This is a genomic window from Listeria cossartiae subsp. cayugensis, from assembly GCF_014229095.1.
GTDB classification, from domain to species: Bacteria; Bacillota; Bacilli; order Lactobacillales; family Listeriaceae; genus Listeria; species Listeria cayugensis.
In genome coordinates this window covers 432,321-451,225 of sequence record NZ_JAARZC010000001.1, presented here as the reverse complement: position 1 = coordinate 451,225, position 18,905 = coordinate 432,321, and the positions used below count along the sequence as shown (strand labels likewise).

Annotated in this window: 23 protein-coding genes; all 23 read right to left on the bottom strand. The window is 39.9% G+C overall.

Annotated features, from left to right (window positions below):
• Window positions 1-47: 47 nt before the first annotated feature.
• Entirely contained in the window at window positions 48-344 is a 297-nt protein-coding gene (gene fliE, locus HCB49_RS02270; RefSeq protein WP_185603986.1) for a flagellar hook-basal body complex protein FliE, read from the bottom strand.
• A gap of 16 nt (window positions 345-360) precedes the next feature.
• Window positions 361-771: a flagellar basal body rod protein FlgC gene (gene flgC / locus HCB49_RS02265; RefSeq protein WP_185603985.1), complete on the bottom strand. Its 411-nt coding sequence runs from the start codon at window positions 769-771 to the stop codon at window positions 361-363.
• Between the two features lie 11 nt (window positions 772-782).
• Window positions 783-1,184, bottom strand: a complete 402-nt coding sequence (flgB, locus tag HCB49_RS02260; RefSeq protein WP_185603984.1) for a flagellar basal body rod protein FlgB — start codon at window positions 1,182-1,184, stop codon at window positions 783-785.
• Window positions 1,185-1,204: 20 nt separating this feature from the next.
• The gene (locus HCB49_RS02255; RefSeq protein WP_185603983.1) at window positions 1,205-1,486 is read right to left on the bottom strand and encodes a hypothetical protein; all 282 of its coding nucleotides are present in this window, start codon (window positions 1,484-1,486) and stop codon (window positions 1,205-1,207) included.
• The gene (locus tag HCB49_RS02250) at window positions 1,458-1,844 is read right to left on the bottom strand and encodes a flagellar export chaperone FliS (RefSeq protein WP_009924584.1); all 387 of its coding nucleotides are present in this window, start codon (window positions 1,842-1,844) and stop codon (window positions 1,458-1,460) included. Before HCB49_RS02250 ends, HCB49_RS02255 begins: the two co-directional genes overlap by 29 nt.
• Before the next feature lie 18 nt (window positions 1,845-1,862).
• Complete coding sequence (locus HCB49_RS02245) at window positions 1,863-3,152, bottom strand: flagellar hook-associated protein 2 (protein ID WP_185481643.1); 1,290 nt, start codon at window positions 3,150-3,152, stop codon at window positions 1,863-1,865.
• An 11-nt stretch (window positions 3,153-3,163) separates the two neighbouring features.
• Window positions 3,164-4,039 (bottom strand): flagellar hook-associated protein 3, encoded by an 876-nt coding sequence (locus HCB49_RS02240; protein WP_185604498.1) that lies wholly within the window; start codon window positions 4,037-4,039, stop codon window positions 3,164-3,166.
• An 11-nt stretch (window positions 4,040-4,050) separates the two neighbouring features.
• A complete protein-coding gene (gene flgK, locus HCB49_RS02235; protein WP_185603982.1) occupies window positions 4,051-5,571 on the bottom strand; it encodes a flagellar hook-associated protein FlgK in 1,521 nt (506 codons plus the stop codon).
• Between the two features lie 19 nt (window positions 5,572-5,590).
• Window positions 5,591-6,019, bottom strand: a complete 429-nt coding sequence (locus tag HCB49_RS02230; protein ID WP_185603981.1) for a Myocilin — start codon at window positions 6,017-6,019, stop codon at window positions 5,591-5,593.
• 9 nt (window positions 6,020-6,028) lie between these two features.
• Window positions 6,029-6,493, bottom strand: a complete 465-nt coding sequence (locus HCB49_RS02225; RefSeq protein ID WP_003724438.1) for a YaaR family protein — start codon at window positions 6,491-6,493, stop codon at window positions 6,029-6,031.
• A gap of 106 nt (window positions 6,494-6,599) precedes the next feature.
• Window positions 6,600-7,766 (bottom strand): hypothetical protein, encoded by a 1,167-nt coding sequence (locus tag HCB49_RS02220; protein ID WP_185603980.1) that lies wholly within the window; start codon window positions 7,764-7,766, stop codon window positions 6,600-6,602.
• Window positions 7,767-7,788: 22 nt separating this feature from the next.
• The gene (locus tag HCB49_RS02215) at window positions 7,789-9,174 is read right to left on the bottom strand and encodes a hypothetical protein (protein WP_221773029.1); all 1,386 of its coding nucleotides are present in this window, start codon (window positions 9,172-9,174) and stop codon (window positions 7,789-7,791) included.
• 23 nt (window positions 9,175-9,197) lie between these two features.
• Window positions 9,198-10,745: a flagellar motor switch protein gene (locus HCB49_RS02210; protein ID WP_185603978.1), complete on the bottom strand. Its 1,548-nt coding sequence runs from the start codon at window positions 10,743-10,745 to the stop codon at window positions 9,198-9,200.
• Between the two features lie 2 nt (window positions 10,746-10,747).
• The gene (gene fliM / locus HCB49_RS02205; RefSeq protein ID WP_003721820.1) at window positions 10,748-11,740 is read right to left on the bottom strand and encodes a flagellar motor switch protein FliM; all 993 of its coding nucleotides are present in this window, start codon (window positions 11,738-11,740) and stop codon (window positions 10,748-10,750) included.
• Between the two features lie 20 nt (window positions 11,741-11,760).
• Window positions 11,761-11,997, bottom strand: coding sequence for a flagellar motor switch protein FliN (locus HCB49_RS02200; RefSeq protein WP_003721819.1), 237 nt, complete (start codon window positions 11,995-11,997; stop codon window positions 11,761-11,763).
• Window positions 11,998-12,010: 13 nt separating this feature from the next.
• Window positions 12,011-13,246 carry a flagellar hook protein FlgE gene (gene flgE / locus HCB49_RS02195; protein ID WP_185603977.1) on the bottom strand — a complete coding sequence of 412 codons (1,236 nt, stop codon included), beginning with the start codon at window positions 13,244-13,246 and terminating at the stop codon, window positions 12,011-12,013.
• A gap of 19 nt (window positions 13,247-13,265) precedes the next feature.
• The gene (locus tag HCB49_RS02190; protein ID WP_185603976.1) at window positions 13,266-13,688 is read right to left on the bottom strand and encodes a flagellar hook assembly protein FlgD; all 423 of its coding nucleotides are present in this window, start codon (window positions 13,686-13,688) and stop codon (window positions 13,266-13,268) included.
• A gap of 1 nt (window position 13,689) precedes the next feature.
• Window positions 13,690-14,736 (bottom strand): flagellar hook-length control protein FliK, encoded by a 1,047-nt coding sequence (gene fliK, locus HCB49_RS02185; protein ID WP_185603975.1) that lies wholly within the window; start codon window positions 14,734-14,736, stop codon window positions 13,690-13,692.
• A gap of 15 nt (window positions 14,737-14,751) precedes the next feature.
• Window positions 14,752-15,162, bottom strand: coding sequence for a hypothetical protein (locus HCB49_RS02180; protein ID WP_185603974.1), 411 nt, complete (start codon window positions 15,160-15,162; stop codon window positions 14,752-14,754).
• An 18-nt stretch (window positions 15,163-15,180) separates the two neighbouring features.
• Complete coding sequence (locus HCB49_RS02175; protein ID WP_003724429.1) at window positions 15,181-15,480, bottom strand: flagellar motor switch protein FliN; 300 nt, start codon at window positions 15,478-15,480, stop codon at window positions 15,181-15,183.
• Window positions 15,481-15,492: 12 nt separating this feature from the next.
• Window positions 15,493-17,349 carry a chemotaxis protein CheA gene (locus HCB49_RS02170; RefSeq protein ID WP_185603973.1) on the bottom strand — a complete coding sequence of 619 codons (1,857 nt, stop codon included), beginning with the start codon at window positions 17,347-17,349 and terminating at the stop codon, window positions 15,493-15,495.
• A gap of 19 nt (window positions 17,350-17,368) precedes the next feature.
• Window positions 17,369-17,728: a response regulator gene (locus HCB49_RS02165; RefSeq protein ID WP_003721812.1), complete on the bottom strand. Its 360-nt coding sequence runs from the start codon at window positions 17,726-17,728 to the stop codon at window positions 17,369-17,371.
• 274 nt (window positions 17,729-18,002) lie between these two features.
• Window positions 18,003-18,866, bottom strand: a complete 864-nt coding sequence (locus HCB49_RS02160) for a FliC/FljB family flagellin (protein ID WP_003738355.1) — start codon at window positions 18,864-18,866, stop codon at window positions 18,003-18,005.
• Window positions 18,867-18,905 lie beyond the last annotated feature (39 nt).

The window sequence follows — 18,905 nt, the reverse complement described above, 5'->3', positions numbered from 1 at the left end:
TTTCTCGTGTGGACGATTGACTAAAACTCCCCCGACTAGTCTAACCGCTACACTTGCATATTTAAAAGCTGTTTGTAGCTTTCGATTACATTATCACGAATGACCGCAGCAGTTTTCATTTCTGATTCTGCTTTTTTCATTTGAATGAGTACGTCGCTTGCGTTTCCTTCTCCTGTTGTTAAAAGGGTTGATACGGAATTTTGCGCGTTTGATTGTGTATCACTCATACTATCCAGCATTTGCGTGAAGGTATTTCCGGCACCTGCCGCATTGTCTGTTTTCGCGGTTTCACCAAGCGTTACTTTGGGCAAGACGCTTGCTGCATTAATACTTTCAATTGCCATTTCTTAAAACACTCCTTTATACTTTGCCGATTTCTAAATCTTTTTCCATCATTTTTTCATTTGCTTGTAGGGCAGAAGTGTTTGCCGCGTACATTTTTTGACCGACCATCAAATTGGTCATTTCCGCTGTCATATCTACATTTGCGTAGTTGACGTAACCTGCTTCATTGGCGTTAGGATGAGTTGGATCATAGACACGTTTGACGCTTCCGGTGTCACTGGATATTTCGCTTACTTTGACACCTTTTGTTCCTGTTAAGGCTGTTTCGAATGGCGTAATTTCGGATAATACGACGCGTTTTCTGAGGAAAGGTGTTTCGCCAGGCGCGGCGCTTGAATCTGTATTCGCGATATTATTGGAGCTTACTTCCATCCATTGTTTCGCAGCATTTAACGCGGAGCCGCTTGTGTTTATTCCTTCAAACATGGTTGTTCACCTTACTTTCCACGGGCTGCTGTGTTGATGGATGAGTTATAGTTGAGTGCACTGATAGCGAGCGCGTACATTTGGTTATTTTTAGTTAAGCTAATCATTTCAGAAGTAACGTTGACATTGTTGCCGTCTTCGTTGATGGAGCCGCTTTTGGTTGTGATTTTCGCGTTTGTTTCGTCCGTATCTGTTCCGGCTAAGTGTTTCGTGTTTGTTTTTGTTAACTTTCCGGTAGACTCGATGCTATTTTGGCTGGATGCGCGCAAACTCGAGCCAAGTGATTCCTCAAAACTCGCTTCACTTGCTTTAAAATTCGGCGTATTAGCGTTGGCAATATTATTAGAAGCTACTTGGTTAGCCGTTTGGAGATAATTCAAGTAGTTACCAATATGCGTGGTATAATTTTCCACTTGTCATTTCCTTCTTTCTTTTAGAAAAATTTCGCATAATTCATGTTGGCGGCATTGCGACTTTTATTTTCGGAAAAGGCATTTTCAGTGGATTCTAATTGTTTTTCGGTGAAAAGAATACCTTTATTAATCACTTCTCTTGTTTCTTTTAAAATCGCTTCTTTTGTCTCTTTCGGTAAATGTTCGGTGCTTTTTAGGAGTTCATTTAGTTTGGCTTGGTATTCTTCGAGGGAAACGTTTAATTGTCCCGTCGAGTGAAACAGTGATTTTAGTTCAGCCAAATGTGTCTTTGCTTGATTCATGTTTCATCACTCCCTCGTAGCCTTCTTTGAGCTGCGTGATGACATGAATGATGGTGTCAATATTTACTGGTTGTTTGAGTAATTGCATTTGACGGATTTGTTCGGAAATCCATTCGTATAAGCCAAAAATATTATCGTAAAGTTCTTGCCCGGCTTCTGGATTTAATTGTAATTTTAGTTCTTCAAAGATTTTTTCCATTTTATCGAGGATTAGGTCTGCTTCGGAAAAATGTAGTTGTGCGAGTGCTTTGTCTAATTTTTTAAATTCAATAATACAGCGTTCGTATATATAAATGGTGTTTTTAATGGGGTTGCTCGTATTTAATTCATTTTGGGTGTATCGTTTCCAAGCTTGCATTTTTTTCACCTACCATTTTTATTTATTAGAACTGTTCATGCCGTCGATGAGTGCATCTAGTGTCATGGCGTCGCTTTGCATCGCTTGCATCATTTCGAGCCATTTATTGTATTGATCGGTAATATTCGTTAATAATGTATTATTTCGGCTAGTTATGTCTGTCAGCTTTAAGTTTAATTTATTGATTTCATTCGTCATCGATGTCGTTTCATCACTGATAAAGCCAGTCGAGCCAAATGTTTTGTTCAAAGATTGATATAGTTCGTCGCCGATTCCACCAATGCCAAAGAAAAATCTTTCAACGGCGGTTGGGTCTTCTGCTACCATTTTTTTCATCGCTGTTTCATCGACTTTTAACACGCCTTCTTTATCAACGCTTATGCCAAAATCGAATAAAGTATTCCCGTCTTTTTTATGTTGGAATACGTTGTTTAGGGCGCGATTTGCTTCCAGGTCGGCAGCCGATGCTTGTAAAATGGTTCCTTTTCCCGTGTAAGTTTTCATTGTGCTTGTTAATGCGTTGTATGTATTTACAAAACTAGTAATCATGCTGGCTGCTTTTTCATCACTTTGATCTTGGATGGTTAGTTTTTCAGCGCCAGTTGTTTCTTTTTTGAGATTGATGGTCACACCTGGGATGTAGTTAGTTACTTTGTTGGTGGCGCTTGTAACGGTCGCGCCATTGATGCGAAGTTTGGCATCTTCTGCAGCTAAATGGTCAGGTGAATTTTGGACTAAACCAAGTGCCTCGAGAACAGCCGAGTCGCCTTCAAATTTAATACTATTTTCGACACCAGTGGTTGCAGCAGTTACGACCATATTTTCGCCTAGCGTGTAGATGTTTACTTTTGCGCCAGCGCTATTAATCGAATTCATCACGTTTTTCATCGAGCTATCGGCATCGATTTTGATTTCTTTGCCGTTGATTTTGATGGTGCCACTAACGCCGATTTTTGCTTCGATATCGGGTACAGCTTTGTTATACGTATCGGCTGTTGCCAGGTTTTGAACTTCGATGGAATAGCTTCCGTTGATGGAGCTACTAGTTGAGGACACGGTAAAACTTGTTTCATTTGATGAGGTTGCCAGTTTCGTTTTACTTTCGTAGGTCGTAAATGAACTCATCGTTTTCAGTGAATCAGATAACGCGTTTTTCAAGCTGGCATACAGGTCAATGCGCGATTGATAGCTGGAAATTTGGTTTTGATATGGCGTTTTTGCCTTTTCTAAACTGGCTTTTTGCAGACTAATAAATTGCGAATAATATTGCGTTGGGTCCATTAAACTGCTTGCGATTGAACTTCCCACTTGGTTTCACCTCACATATAATTTAGGATGCTTAATTTTTGTACCATCACACTTGATTGGAGGGCGGCTTGGTACGCGATCGATGTTTTATTTAAATTACTTACGGCTTCTGGCATATTGACTTCTTCAACATTGGATTTTCGTTCTGCAAAGTCGGTTATTTTGCTAGAAAGGACATTATCGTATGCGGCAACACCATTTTTTTGTCCACCGATATTGGTCATGGAATTCGTGATTATTTCGATATTTTTGCTGTTGGTTTCTTGCAAGGCAGACAATGCGTCTTTATCGCCACTTTTCATTGCGTCGACGATTTTTTGAATGTTGTTAAAAACGTCTGTTAGCGCGCTACCATCATGGAAAACTTCTACTTCTAACGTATCGGTTACACGGAAATTTTTATTTTCTGTGGTGCCGTTGTAGATGATTTCACCAGTCGTTTTATCTGTTGTAAATGGCTTCACGCTTGTACTTGAACCACTAAAAACGTATCTGCCATCGTCTTCTGCATTGGCAACGGATACAAGGACATCCAGCAACCCTTTAATTTCTTCGGCTGACTGAGACATATTGTTTTTATCACTCGTTCCATTGATTGCTTGAAGCACCAAAGCGTTCACTCGATTCATCGATGTCGACATAGACGAAAGAGAAGTTTCCGCCGTATTTAACAACGATTTCGCTTCGGTTACGTCTGTTTTTTCTCGATTTAACTGACTAAGCACATGATTATAGGATAAAATTTGCGCTGTAGCACCAGGGTTTTCGCTCATAGATTCATACTTTTTCCCAGAAGACACTTGCAGTTGGTATTTAGCTAGATTTCCTGAGACATTGTTCAACTGGTTAATTATTGAACTTGCTTGTTGATTGGTTGAAATTCGCATCATTTTCCTCCTTATAACATCGCTAAAAGTGCTTTCATCATATCGTTCACCGTGTTCATCGCTTTCGTATTGGCGACATAGTAACTTTGATATTGCATAATATTCGTCATTTCTTCATCGATATTAACGCCTTCGAGAGATGATTTTGACTCAGAAAGAGAGCTCAATGCTTGGGTGTCTGCTGTCGCGGTTGCGTTACTTTTACTCGCATCGGTGGCAACTTCGGTAATTATTCCGTCCATAAAACTTGGGAAAGTTGTCCCTTGAATATTTTTATCTGTTTTTAATGAAGCTATATCCGCCGCAATAACACCTAAGAATGGCTTATTATCAGCATTACTTGTAATCGCAGGATTTAGGATCCATTTGCCAGAGCTTTGGGTGAAAATCGGAATCGAAAAATCGCTCACATCAGTGACATATGTACTCGTACCAAGCGTATCGATGAGATGGTCCACGCCGCCAATTGTCAGCGTATCTCCAGAACGAGTCACGCCTGGGAATTTTTCTAATTGACGTAAAAGTTCATCGCGGTTGCTTAGTAGTTTTTCGTCATTAGGGTTGGCTTGAAGTGCGTCATTGAGTTTTTGTAAGTCATCCATTGTTTTATTGACGTTTTTGACTTGAATATCGTCGAGTGCTTTTGCTAGACCATTTGAAAAAGTTTCGATTTTTTCTTGGTAAGATTTAATTTCGTTTTGGTTAACACGAACAGAAGCAATAATCGAACCTTCTGGCATGTTGAGTTTTTGACCGTCCACAGAGAATTCGAAGCCCGTCGCTGTTCGTGTTGAAGTGATTTCAGTTGTTTCATCGCCTTGGACAACGAGACGCCCGCCGATTGTCACATCGTATACATCAGGATTATTCGGGTGCGCACTAACGGAAATTCCAGCATAGCCAGCCATCGTACTAAGTAATTGATCACGTTGATTCAGCAAATCGTTCGGTGGGTTGGAACCGGCATTTCCGATAGCTTTATTGATGCTGCCTAGTTTTTTAATTAATGAATTTAAGTCTTGAATCGCCGCATCTGTATCTGCCGCAATCGTTGTTTCTAGTTCTTTTAAGCCAGAATGAAGCTGATTTAACTGGTCGGTAAAAATCGACATACTTGATAAAAGTGCCGTTGTATTCGTTGCTTGGTCAGGATTTTTCGCTAAAGCCGCCCAAGCGGTGAAAAAGTTATCTAAATTATCACTTGGCGTATTTTTCCCGGGAGTACCAAATAAATTAAGTGCTTGACCGAGCGCCCCACTTTGGTATAACGAAGCGGATTGTTTGGCGATTTGATTATTGTATTGTGTCGTTAGAGCCGTATTGGTCAGCCGTTTAATATCCGTTACTTTGACTCCGTACCCCGTTTGTTTCCCGCCAAGCAGACCACCATCACCGTAAACTGCCGTCTGATCAACGGCTTGTCTGATGTATCCCGGCGTATTCATATTACTAATATTTTGCTGAGCGACCATATTAGCGATTTGCGCCGCTGACATGCCCGATAATGACGTATTAAAATCACTTAAACGCACAAAAAATCCCTCCGTTTCCTTAAAAAGTCTCGTTAATCATCATATTATTTTCGGCTTGTGTTTCCGCGTGATGTCCCGTAATAACATCCACCATATGTTCCGAAAAAGCCAATTGCATTTCCGTCCTCACTTGGTTTTCAGTAACACTTACTCGTAAAAGGTTTTCTTTTTCAAGTAGCATTTTTTTGCAATCATCAATCAAGGCATTTTCTGCATCTGTCCATGTTTTTTGGAGATTTCGAAGTGTGTTATCTTCGCCGATAATTGTTTTTAAAGCTTGATATTCATTTTGTAAAGTAGCAAGTTCGCGCTGGAGTGTAAGTTGGTGCTCTTCAGCTTCTATCCAGTTTTCAGCTTGCAATAATTCACCTAATAAATTTGCTTCAACGGTTGCTTTGACATTTTTTTCGATTAAGCTTTCTAATTGCTTGATTAATTCGTTTTGCATTCCCATCACCTACAATACGACATCGAGAATCATGCCAGTAATCTCACCAATACGGTTTAGCATATCTAAATGTCCAGTTTTTGTATCAATTAAATTCATTACATCATCTAGTTCATTGGTTTGTTTTTCTACTTGTTTTAAAATCGTCATTTTTTGCGAAAAACCGTATTTTGGATGGCGGCTTTCGATATTATCATAATCCATCACATTATTTACATAAAAATTCAAAAATGTCTGGACTGCCTTTTTATAGCTCAACACGTTATCTACTGTCATATCCATTTCAACGAGTGACTTTTTATCTGTGACATTCGTGATTAGTTCATTTATTTCAGTCAGGGAAGGAGTTTGTTTCTTGCCATTCGCCTTCATTTGTTCAAAATAAAGCTGCTGGGTTTGATTTAATTCTTGCATTCCCCTAACTACATTCGTCTGTTTGGACTGCGAAATTTGGCCAATTGAAACATTATTCATCCTTTTTCCCCCGAAAAACTCATTTTCGCTTTCTAAACCTTATTTTTCTATTTAATTATACTGAAACAACCTGAAAAAGTATATATTTTTTCAAAAAATATCTTTTTTAAAATAAAATAATTAATAATAAAATAATAAATATAGCAACTATCATGAAAAATATTGGTTGTTTGGAAACACTGCGGAAATCTTTTACTAATAAATCAAAAAATGACATTTCTTGTTGTGCGAGTAGCATCATTTTTGTCATATCGCTCGCAAATTCGGCATCTACACTACCTAAAATTCGCTCCGCATCTGTAAAACCAGCTTCGATTTCCATTTTTTGAAACAGTTGTGCAAGTCGTGTGAGTTGGCCTTGCATCCGGTCTAAAATAACGGCGATTCCACCTTGCGTCATTTGACCATCTGCTAATCGTTGCAGTTCTTGGAAAAGTTCGGTTAATGGTTTCGTCGCTTGTTGGTGAAAAATTTTGATATTACCGTTTGGAAATGCGCCAATTTGAGGTAAAAGTTGGTTCATTAGTTTTAAGTATTCGCTGCCTAATTTCCAGATGTTGATGTTTTCTGCTTGTAATTCATACGGTAATAAGTGGCGTGATTGGAACATATTACCAAATTCGCGTAACACTTTGATCATCCAGTTCGTTTCTTGTCTTGCGTCAACGATTGGATCTAGCCTTGTCGCGTGTTCAATATGTCCTTGGAATTCGCGCATCATTTGGATACCTGATTCCATGTTGCCCGAAGCAATTTGCATCATCCGTAAGAAATCGTATTTTCCCGTTGTTTCAAATGTTAAAGTTGGCAACATTTTTAGTAAAAAGGATATTTCGTTCATAATTTTTTGATTGGCTAAAAATAATTTTTGATTCGCTGGATTTTCGGAAAAGTAGGCTTCAAAATTATGTTGTTTCATTAGAATCGTACTTAATTGGCTACTGATTTCGCTTCTGACCGTTTGCCATTTAGTGGAGTCAGTTGGATTTTTTATCCCCGCGCGCATCACGTAAAAAATTAAATCATTTGCTTTTTTAGCATTGTTCATCATTAGTTTCATATATAATTCTAGGCTTGCCGTACTCGTTCCATTTAGTTGTAAACTGCTTAATTCTTTAAAAGAAAAGGATACTGGCGGCGTTTTTGGTACCGCAACTTCTGTGTTCATTTGCGCTTTGACCGTACCTTCTTTTATAGTTGGATTTTGTTTAATGAGTTCCCGTTCTAGTTGATTACGATTTTCTGCGGATTCTTGAATGCCATCTATTTTCATTCCGTCCACCTCACTTCTGCTTTTATTTCATTGCTCTATTACCCGAAAAAATAATAACGCCAATAATCATAAGCGCTGGAATCCAAAACGGGATACTGCTTGATTTTTTTTTAGTTGAGGTTTCTTTCTTCACCTGCTTTTTCGGTGCGTTTTCCCGCGACTCAACAGATGGTTTGGCGGCAGGTGTTGTTAGTATCGGTTCTTTTTCGTTTGGTATTACGGATGGTGGTGCGATTATTTCTTTGTCTCGTGCCGGTATTACGGGTGTGATTTCTTGGTTGATTTGTTCAGAATAAATTTGACCATCCCAATCCGTCCAGTGTAGTGTGACTTTTCCAGTTGTCGTGATTTCTTTACTTATGAAGCGATTTTCTGTGCGCTTGACGGGGAATTTTTGACCGTTCACTTCGATATACAAAGAAGAAATCAAAGTGAAATCAGGCTGAATGATACCTGTTAAAATAGTATTCTTTACTAGCTGAATTTCGCCGAATGGTTCACTCGTGGAACGGATGAGCATTGCTTGACTCATTCCTTGGATTCGGACGATTTCACCTGATAACTCTGCTGGTATAGTGAGGCTTCCTTTCCATTCGGTCGCTGTTTCTTGCCATTTTAGCGAGATTGTTTCGCCATTTGTTGTTTCTAGCTTAGGAAATTCAGTTGTATATTTGTCGAGAGTTAGTTCGATTTGCTGCCCGGCTTGGATAATTTTTTTCTGCTTATCCGTTATTTCACTGCCGTCATAACTCAAAACAGGTGCTTTCGGTTGGTATATTGACACGCTATTTTCTAAATCGAGCGTAGTTTCATTCTCCGCAAAATCAACTAATTTTAATTGAAAAGTGAGTCGCTCCCCTAGTCGAAATTTTTCTAACGTGACTTCGCCGTCAAACCTTCCAGTCCAGCCATTTTGCACAAGTTCGATTTCCGACTCATGAGATTCGCTACGGATAAGTAATGTCGCTTGTTTCACACCAGATTCGGCGTCAACCAAATCAGCTGATACAGAAAGTACGCTCGTTAATAAGACAGCTTCATCGTGCGCTATTTCCAATTTTTTCAAACTAGGCGCCGTTTCATCTTTTGCAACTTCTCCGCGCTGTTTCACTTCAAACAAATCAGCAACAGTCACAACCGGTTCCACGCTCCCCACCTTAAAAATTTCAGCTCGGTAATCCCCGTCCAAATCCCAGTCCGTTACCGTATACGCCTCGCCGTCCAGCGACCTTTTCTGCCCATGTTCATTCACCAAAACAATTTTCAGATTTGCCGTATTTTCAGTATGGAATGTAATCACTTCACCAGATGTAAAAATCCGCTGTTCCTTTTCAAGCGATATCATCGGAGGTTCCTGGTCTGCTGCAAAAGCTTGAACCGAAAAAAACATCCAAAATAAAATTGTCATCAGTCCAAGTTTTCGCACATTTTTCACCTTACTAACTCAGTCATTTGTATGCCAAAATGATCATCTACTCGAACTAAAATCCCTTTGCCAATCGTCACGCCATTCAGCGCTAAGACAAGCGGTTCATTCATGCTTTCTTTCAAGATAATCACATCTTTTTCACACCAAGAGATAAATTTCTCGAGTTTTACTTTTGCTGTGCCGAATACCACTTCAAGTGTTACGGGAATATCTTCCAAAATTTGTTCCATTTCGGAAAGTGTTTCTTTTTCTTCAATTACTATTGGCTGTATTGGTTCAGCTGTTTTTTCTGGTTCGATTATTTCTGCTGGAATGCTTACTTCTTTCTCTGCAACTTCTTCGGCTTGAATAGCGAGCATTAATTGTGCCATTTCTTTCGCCGCTGCTGGATTAAAAATTTGATACATTGGCGTTTTTAGTAGGCCTTCTACTTCGAGTGGGAAAATAACTTCGACTGTTTTCCCTTCCTCGATATTTTTTTGAATCATCGTATCGCCGAAATTGCAGAATTCCATTGTTGGCGGGCTAATATCAATTTTTGTTCCGAGCATTTCTGACATTGCTGTAGCCGAGAAGCCCATCATTTGGTTCATTAATTCTTGCACTGCGCTGACTTCCAGTTCTGTCAGCTCAGCATCTTCTTGAACCATGCCGTCTCCCATCATCATCAAATCCGCCATGATTAGGGCAGCATTTTTGCTAATGATAAAGGTGTTGCTTGAGCGTAGCCCTTCGACAAATTCCACGCTTGTTACAAGGCAAGGACGCTCATTAAACTCGAACTCTTTGCTATCAATCACACGCGCTGTTGGGATTTGCAGCGATACTTTACGATTAAGTAATTTCGATAAAACAGTTGAAGCAGAACCAATCCCGATATTACATACTTCTAAAAATACATCTAATTCTTCGGCAGTTAAGCTGATTTCTTCTTTGACAGGCGCTGGTTCTGGAACTGCATCGCCAAGTAGTCTTTTTGCGAGTTCGCGCCCTTTATCAATGGGAATCAACTGCATTAAATTAGACGTAATTAAGTCCCCGATAATTAAATCAAAGCCGACTTTTATCATCGTTTGGTCGTTCGTGTCTTCTAATTGCTCTTTTAGCGCGATTACTTTAATGTCTGGTGTCGTAATATCAATCATTTCGCCAAACATATTGCTCATCGCAGTGGCGGAATGTCCCATCATTTGGTTCATCGCTTCTTGCACGGCGCTGAGATGAAGTTCCGAAAGTTCTTCGTTTGGATCAATGTTGCCATCGCCCATCATCATTAAGTCCGCGATAGCCGCAGCCACTTCTGATTGCAGAACAAATAAATTCCGCATTTCGATTCCTTTATGGAAATTCACTTCTAACACGACATGTGGAATATCAATGTCTTTCGTATTATATAAATCAACAATCTCAACTTTTGGTGTTGAAATGGTGACTTGTTGGTGTAGTAAATCAGATAAGACCGTAGAAGCTGAGCCAAACGAAATATTGGCGATTTCTCCTATCACATCTAGTTCCATTTGCGTGATATTTTTCTCTAGTAATTGCTCCACTTCTACCTCTCCTGCTCTGTCCGCCCTGTATGACGCATAAATTTAACGGCTTTTTGGTTACCACTTTTTCCCATATAACATTCAAATTTCCATTTTTCGGTGACATAGCCTTTGAGTGTATCGCGTATGTGTGTTTCTGTTAGAAGGACGTCGCCTACTTCAAGTTTGTTGAGCTCTTTCCACGTTGTTTTAATTTCACCCACACGAATGCGCGCTTCTTTTTCGACTTGATGCAATTCTTGCTCGACTTCCGCATCAAAGTTCCGTCGTTTATCAAACGTGTATTCCACAACATTTTCTAGCTTATTCATAATCTCTTCCACCGAGAAAAATGGCACGCCAATACGCATTGTACTGATCCAGAACTCCGATTTAATATCGACACTAACAAGCGCCATCATGTCGTTCGGTGATGTCACACGTAGAAGCGCTGGGTTGGTTTCGATATTAACGATTTCTGGTGAGATTGGATGCACCGATTTAAAGCTATCTTTGAGCGCCTCGCAAAATTTTTCCAAAATAGATTTCAACGTCAGCTCTTCAAAAACGGATAACAGTCTACGCTCGCTCAATTTTCGTTTTGGATTTCCGCCAGATAAACATTCATGAATATAAATGATATAAGCTAAATCGAGTTCGATAATAATTTGGCCGAGCTCCGGATTTCCAAGATCGATAATGCAGAAAATGTAACTATCGTTCGGCATTGTTTCGATATAACCACTCGCAAAAGACACTTGATCCGCAAGGGTTGCTTCGGTATGAATTGGAATCCGAATACGCTGGGAAACAAACTCCATACTTTTTTTCGTAAAGGCGGATGCAATCGTCTTTAAGCTTTCGAGGTGTTCCGCACCAAATTTCTCTGGTTTATGAAAGTCATAGGGATGAAAGCGCCCAAAGTCGCCAATTTCCGTACTTTCATCGACTACCTTACCTTCACTCATTTGGGAAAGCAGGGCGTCAATTTGTTCTTGACTTAATTTATCGCTCATTTTTTGTCACTCCCTAGCTCTCATGAAGAACTTCCCTCTCCTAATTTCGTTATTTTGACAAACATCTTGCCGTCTTTTGTCAAAATCTCGCCGTAACCGATGCATTTGCCGGAAATAGTAATTTTGACCACATTGGCTGTAGAATCTTCTAACCGGAAAACAGTCCCTTTTTTTACATCTAGCAAACTACCGACTGGCTGTTTCGTACGTCCTAACTCGAAGTCGATTCTGAGTGGAATAGTATGATTAATTTTCATTTAGCTAAACTCCCTACTGAATCAAGTTCACAATTTGTTTCATCACGTCATCCGCCACACGAATAACTTTTGTATTCCCTTGGAAACCACTTTGATATGTCATTAAGTTAACGAATTCACGGGACAAATCTACGTTTGATCCTTCTAGGGAAGAACCGCTGATTCCGCCAGCACCATTTTGACCAGCTACACCGTATACTGCATCACCAGAAGATAATCCTGGAAGATATTCGCCATTCCCCATTTTGACTAAGCCGTCTTCATTGGAGAAAGTAGCAACCGCCAGTTGGGCCACTGGAATAACGGTACCATCTGAGTAGCTAACTGCAATGTAGCCAGCATCCGTTACTGCGTAGTCTTTTACAGTTGCAGCGCCTTTACCGTCAGAAGTTGGTGAGAATACTTGGTTTGTTCCGTAGTTGGTTAAGCCACTCAGGTTTAAGCCCATATTGACTTGTTTGCCGTTAACGGTGGAATTAATTTGGATATTTTTAAGTGCGTCAGGGTTTGTTAGTTCGCCTTGCGCATTGTAATTTAGCGTTCCTGTCACTGGAGGCGTTAATGCTTTTCCGTCCATTTGAATTTCATATTCGTAGGAAACATTGCCGCTCGCATCCGGTGTAGCAGATTTCATATTGACTTGAAGTTTATGTTTTCCACCAGCATTATCGTATACAGAAAGCTCGGAAGAAATCGTATCTTTTTCGCCCCAGTCAAGTGGGATGTTACCGCTTAAACTACCATTTTTTGTTGCTTCCCCTGGAATGGCGCTATTTAGCGGAATTTGAATTGGTTGTAAATTACCGTTTAAAACGTTACCATTTTTGTCTGTTGCGTAACCCATTACGTATTTCCCTTGTTGAGTAGTTAAATAATTGTTGTCGGAAACGGCGAAGCTCCCGTCACGCGTGTAAACGATATTGCCCCCTGCATTATCGCCCGCGATGAAAAAGCCACGACCTTGTAGTGCTGCATCTTTGTTTCTGCCAGTAGATGTCGGCGAACCCGCTGTATAATCGGTCAAAATCGCACCAATTTTCGAACCGGAACCAAAACTCATTGGGTTTGTTCCAGCGTAAAGTCCGCCTGCAACAGATCCCATTGTGTTTTGGTAAAGTAAATCATTGAAAACGACGCTTTGTTTTTTGTATCCTGTCGTGTTGGCATTGGCAATATTATTTGACGTTACTGATAATGCTTGCTGGAACGCATTCATCCCAGAAATAGCTGTATACATAGTTTGATTCATAATTCACACTCCCAAATTTTTAATTAATTTCTGTTACATATGTCATTGGCACGAGGCTATCGTTATCTTTTAATTTCAGCATGACGCCATTTGTCGTTTGTTGAACGCTTTCGACTTTGCCGCTGATTACTTCGCCGTTTAGCGAAACACCTTTTATATCTTTACCGATGAAATTAACGGCGGATTGCAAGGCGGAGTTTTGCGCTTGTTCAGAAAGCTTATCTACGGCAGTGGTCATATTGGCAACTTGCTCCATTAAGGAAAGTTGCGCCATTTGCGACATCATTTCATTCGTATCAAGCGGGCTCGATGGATCTTGATATTGTAAGCTTGTTAAAAATAGTTTCATAAAGTCATCTTTGCCGAGCGTTTTCGATACGCTAGATGTCACTTCATTATTCGCATTCTGGCCTGCTCCTGATAAACTACTAATTCCGTCCAAATTACGTCTCCTCCTCTAAATCAAATACTTGTTGTTTAGCTTGTTCGTGCTGTGGATTTTCGCGTTCTTTTTCTTTTTTAGATTCACCGTGGTGTCGACCTTCTGAGCCTTGACCATTCTCTTTCGGTGCTTGTTTTTCCGTCATTGTGACAGCAACTTCTACGCCGCGATCTCGGAAACGATTATGTAAATCTTGCGCCATCTGTTCGAGTTTTTGTTTCGCCGTTTGTTCCTGATATTCGATATGTACAAAAATTTTATCGGGCATTTTTTTAAGTAAAACTTCGACTTTTCCGAGTGACTCCGGCTGGATGGCGAAAAAGGCTTTATTTTGTTTCACTTGGAATTTTTGCAGTTGTTCGATTTGGTCGGTGATGGTTTTATCGAGTTGTTTTAGCGTGACCGGGACTTCGGGTTTGGCAGCTGGTGCGAGTTGTTTAGCTGTATCATGCCAAATATTGCTTGATTCTGCGGGCTTTTTGACGGCTACTTCTTCTTTCGCCATCACTGGCTCTTTAATGCTCGCTTTGAAAAGTTGCACGGCTTCTTTTTCTTGAGGTAGTTTTGCAAGGGTTGGTTGATTTTTGGCAACATTTTCGGCTAGTTTAGGTGAGTCTTTTGTAGGTATGATAAGTTCTGGTGGCGGTTGTTGCTCTCGGGTGGTATTTTTTGTGGGTTCTTTCGGTGTGTTTGTTACTGGAGTTTCTACAGCTTGCGGGGCGTTTTCTATTTTGGGTTGATCAATTGCTTGTTTGGCGATTGCCGCAAGTGTTTCTTTGACTTCTTTGAGTTCGAGTGGTGCTGCTTGTAGTTTCGTTTCTGGTGCATCGTCGAGTAGTTTGACTGAAACGAGTGGTTGGGCGATTTCTTTTAGTGGTATCGTAGCCTGTTCTCCGTTATCCGCTTCTCCCTTTAAGAGCGGCGCAGGGCTATATTCCATTAAAAGTGAAATAAAAGGCAGTTCTACTAATTCTTCTGCTAACGATTCTTTTGGTTCGACCTGTTTTTTTCCGACGAGTGGTTGTAGCAAATTATCTGGGATTAGCATGCGTTTTCCTCCCTTTTACTTTAATAGCACCATTTTTAAATCGCGTAATGTTTGTTCTTCTTTTTTATTTTCAAGCTGTTGCCATTTTTTTCGTGTGTCATCGTACATTTTTTTGGCCTGTTTCCCTTTTTCCTCGAGCTTTTCTAAGATTTGTTCATTGCTTTTAATGTACTGGCTAATTTGAGTGATTTCGCGCTCCATTTGTTGAATGCGGCTTGGTGAAAAGGCATCGAGTTGCATACTTCCGGCTAATACCGCAACTTGGAGTCTTTCTTTTTTTGTTCTTGAGTAATAGACTTCTTTTTCGTGCGCTAATTTTTCTGTGACTTTTTCCCGTTTGGATAGTAATAATTGCAATTCCTTCAAAATGGCTGTTTTCTCTTGGTCCACTTTCATCTTCACTGCGTTATACGCCTCTTGCTTCAAATCACTTGCCTTCTTTCTTTAGTCGATTTCTGAAATAACGATTCCGAAGTTCTCGTCCATCAAAATGGCTTCACCGATGCCGACTTTCTTTTCATCGAGGAAAATTTCGACTTTGTGGCCAGGTTTCTTTTCCACTTCGAGAACATCGCCAATGCTTAACTCGGCGATATCCCCTACTGGCATTTCTTTTTTTCCAAGACGGACGATTAAGTTAACGCCAATGTTATCTACTTGGCGGATAGAGCCTTTTTCGCGTCCTTCTTGGCTCGGTTCTTTCGGTTCCCATTCAGGAAGTTCTACTTGAAATACTTGTTCCATCATGGTTCCTCCTTAAAATGTTTCTAAATTTAAAATTAATACGACACGACCATCGCCTAAAATCGTTGCCCCAGAAAAGGCAATTTGACTTTCGCTGAAAAAGCCGCCAAGTGTTTTTAAAACAATTTCCCGTTGACCGATAATATCCTTAATAATAAGTCCAAAAGTTCGCTTGGCATTTTTAACAACGAGTAAAAGTAATTCATCTGTGTCTGTTAAAGCTGTTTCGTGGAAGCATTCGCCTAAGTCGAGTACTTCGATAATTGTTTCACGATAGTTGATTAAGTCTTTGCCGTGAACATGTTGAATGTCCGCTGGATTAATTGTGATAGCTTCGGCTACGTTCGCAAGTGGCACAGCATAGCGGCGTTCCGATGTTGCAACGAGCATCGACTGGATGATGGATAAAGTTAGCGGAATCTCAATTCGGAACGTCGAACCAGCATTTTCACTTGATTCTACGCTGATTTTTCCGCCGATTTTGAGAATCGTATTACGGACAACATCTAGTCCCACGCCTCGGCCAGAAAGATCCGATACTTGATCCGCAGTACTGAAACCGGAATCAAATAATAAATCAAAAATTTCCGCATCTGTCATTTTCGTTGATTCTGCGCGTGTAACGACATTTTTCGCAATCGCTTTTTCTAAAACTTTGCGCTTATTGATTCCCGCACCGTCATCCGCAATCTCAATCACGACATTGTTGCCACTATGGAAAGCTTTTAGATTAATTGTGGCGGTTTCATTTTTCCCGTTTTTACGTCTCACTTCGACTGTTTCAGCGCCGTGGTCTACCGAATTACGGATTAAATGAACAAGTGGGTCGCCAATTTCATCAATGACGATTTTATCGACTTCCGTATCTGCGCCTTCAATCACTAAATCGATTTTCTTACCTAATTCTTTGGCTAGTGTACGTACCATTTTTGGAAAGCGATTGAAAACACTGTCCACTGGCACCATACGCATATTCAGTAAGCCGTTTTGAATTTCTTTGGAGATGGAACTGAATCGTCCTAAATGTTCCATCAATTCTTTGTTATTCGTTTTTTCTGCGATTTCATCAATTCTCGCCCGTTCAATGACGCTTTCTTCAAAAACGTTCATTAGCTTTTCGATTTTTTCAAGTTGTACACGAATGGTTTTATTTTCTAATCGTTTGGTTGTTTGTTTTGCGGCTTTTTTGATTGGTTCAATAACCTGAACTTCTTCCACTTCTTCTGTCACAGTCACTTTTTCGATTTCAGAAATATCGAGGACAACCGCTTCGATTTCTTCTTTCGTTTGTGCTGACTCTAAAACCACTTCGAATGTCTGCTCAAACTCTTCTAGCTCAATCGCTTCTCTGTCTGGCGTTGTTTCTGAAATAATTCCAATTTCCGCAAGTCGCTCTAAACACATTACCGCCCGCACTGCTTTCAAAATAGCTGCTTCTTCAATTTGAATGGCAATATGGTACGTTTTCTCAACCGCTAAATCTATTTCTTGTTCAGGGTGTAAAAGCGCTTCTAAGTCAGCTACGGTTTTCGAAATATCCGCCGCGCCTTGTCCACCGTGCTGGATATCCGAAACCATTGTTTCCAAATGAGATGTACATGTAAAAATAATGTCTACCAAATGTTCTGTTACAGCCAATCGATTATTGCGTACCTCATCTAGTACATTTTCCATTGCATGCGTTAAATCAGCCACCTGCTGGAAGCCCATCGTTGCGGACATCCCTTTAAACGTATGTGCTGAACGGAAAATTTCACTTACTAACTGACCGTTCGTCGGGTCTTTCTCAAGCTGTAACAGATTATCATTTAGCGCCTGTAAATGTTCTGAAGCTTCTTCTATAAACAGGTCTAACATATTTGTAGTCATGCTATCCACCTCCATTTCTCTACTTAGCTGCTTTTTCTAACGCCTCTAAAACTCGGTCCGCTTGGAAAGGTTTTACGATAAAGTCTTTCGCACCTTTTTTAATTGCATCTACAACCATACCTTGTTGGCCCATCGCCGAGCACATAATTACTTTGGCAGATGGATCTTTCGCCATAATTTGTGCAAGTGCTTCTAAACCATCCATTTCTGGCATTGTAATATCCAGTGTCACGATATCTGGTTTTACTTCATCATACTTTTTCACTGCTTCCAGTCCATTTTCCGCTTCTGCAACTACTTCAAAATCGCTATCTTTCACGATATTCTTAATCATCGTACGCATGAACATCGCATCGTCGACAATCAACAACTTCAACATAAAATACAACTCCCATTCCTATACCTATAAATATTTTTTAAAAAAATCGCATAATATCATTTTATAATAAAAATAGGACAATTTCTACCTTTTTCTTAAAAAATATCCGTTTTTTATAATAAAATTATTCAAAAAATAGTTAACTAGCTTAACTTTGGCGCTGTGCCCTATTTGTAATCCAAAAATATTTTTATAAATAAAAAGAAAAGCCCCTCGTCCGGGGTGACGAGAGGCTAAGGGTAAACAATGTTCGATAAATGAATTTGATATGTTATTAGCTGTTAATTAATTGAGTTAACATTTGCGGTGTTTGGTTTGCTTGAGAAAGCATGCTGATAGATGTTTGTGTAAGAATTTTGTATTTAGTCATTTCGGACATTTCAGCAGCCATATCTGCATCTTCAATAGAGGAAGCAGATGCTTTAGTTGCGATGGATTGGTTGTTCACGTTAGATACATTGTAGCTAAGGCGACTCATACCAGCACCAAGAAGCGCACGACCGTTAGAAATGTTATTGATTAATTCATCAATAGCTTCAGTTGCTTCTTGAGAAGAATCAGCATCAGCAACAGATAATGCACTATAACCAGCAACTGTAGAACCACTACCTAAAGTGATTGTTCCAGCAGAAAGACCTTTCGCATTGAAAAGATCGATATTGATTAAGTCATTAGCTTTATCAGACGCTTGGATGCTTACTTGAGTAGCAGCATTTGTAGCAGTTTGATCTAGTAATTTGATGTTGTTGTAGTTAGTAGTGTCAGCAACGTGATCAAGTTCTTTGATCAAGCTACCGAATTCAGCAGTATATTGTTTACGATCTTCGTCACTGAATGAACCGTTAGAAGATTGTACTGCTAATTGACGCATACGTTGCAAGATTGAACTCATGGAGCTAAGAGCTGAATCCGCTGTTTGTAACAAGTCAATACCCATGGATGAGTTTTTGCTTGCTGCATCTAAGCCTGTAGATTTAACGTTCATACGAGTAACAACTGCAAGACCAGCAGCGTCATCAAGAGAACTGTTAATACGTTTACCAGATGCCAAACGTTCTTGCGCTTGAGTCATGCCTTCGTTGTTTTTACGAAGATATTCTTGTGTTTTCAAGCTAATGATATTAGTATTTACTTTCATTTGTGTTTCCCTCCTACATTCGGTTTAGAAAAGACTTCT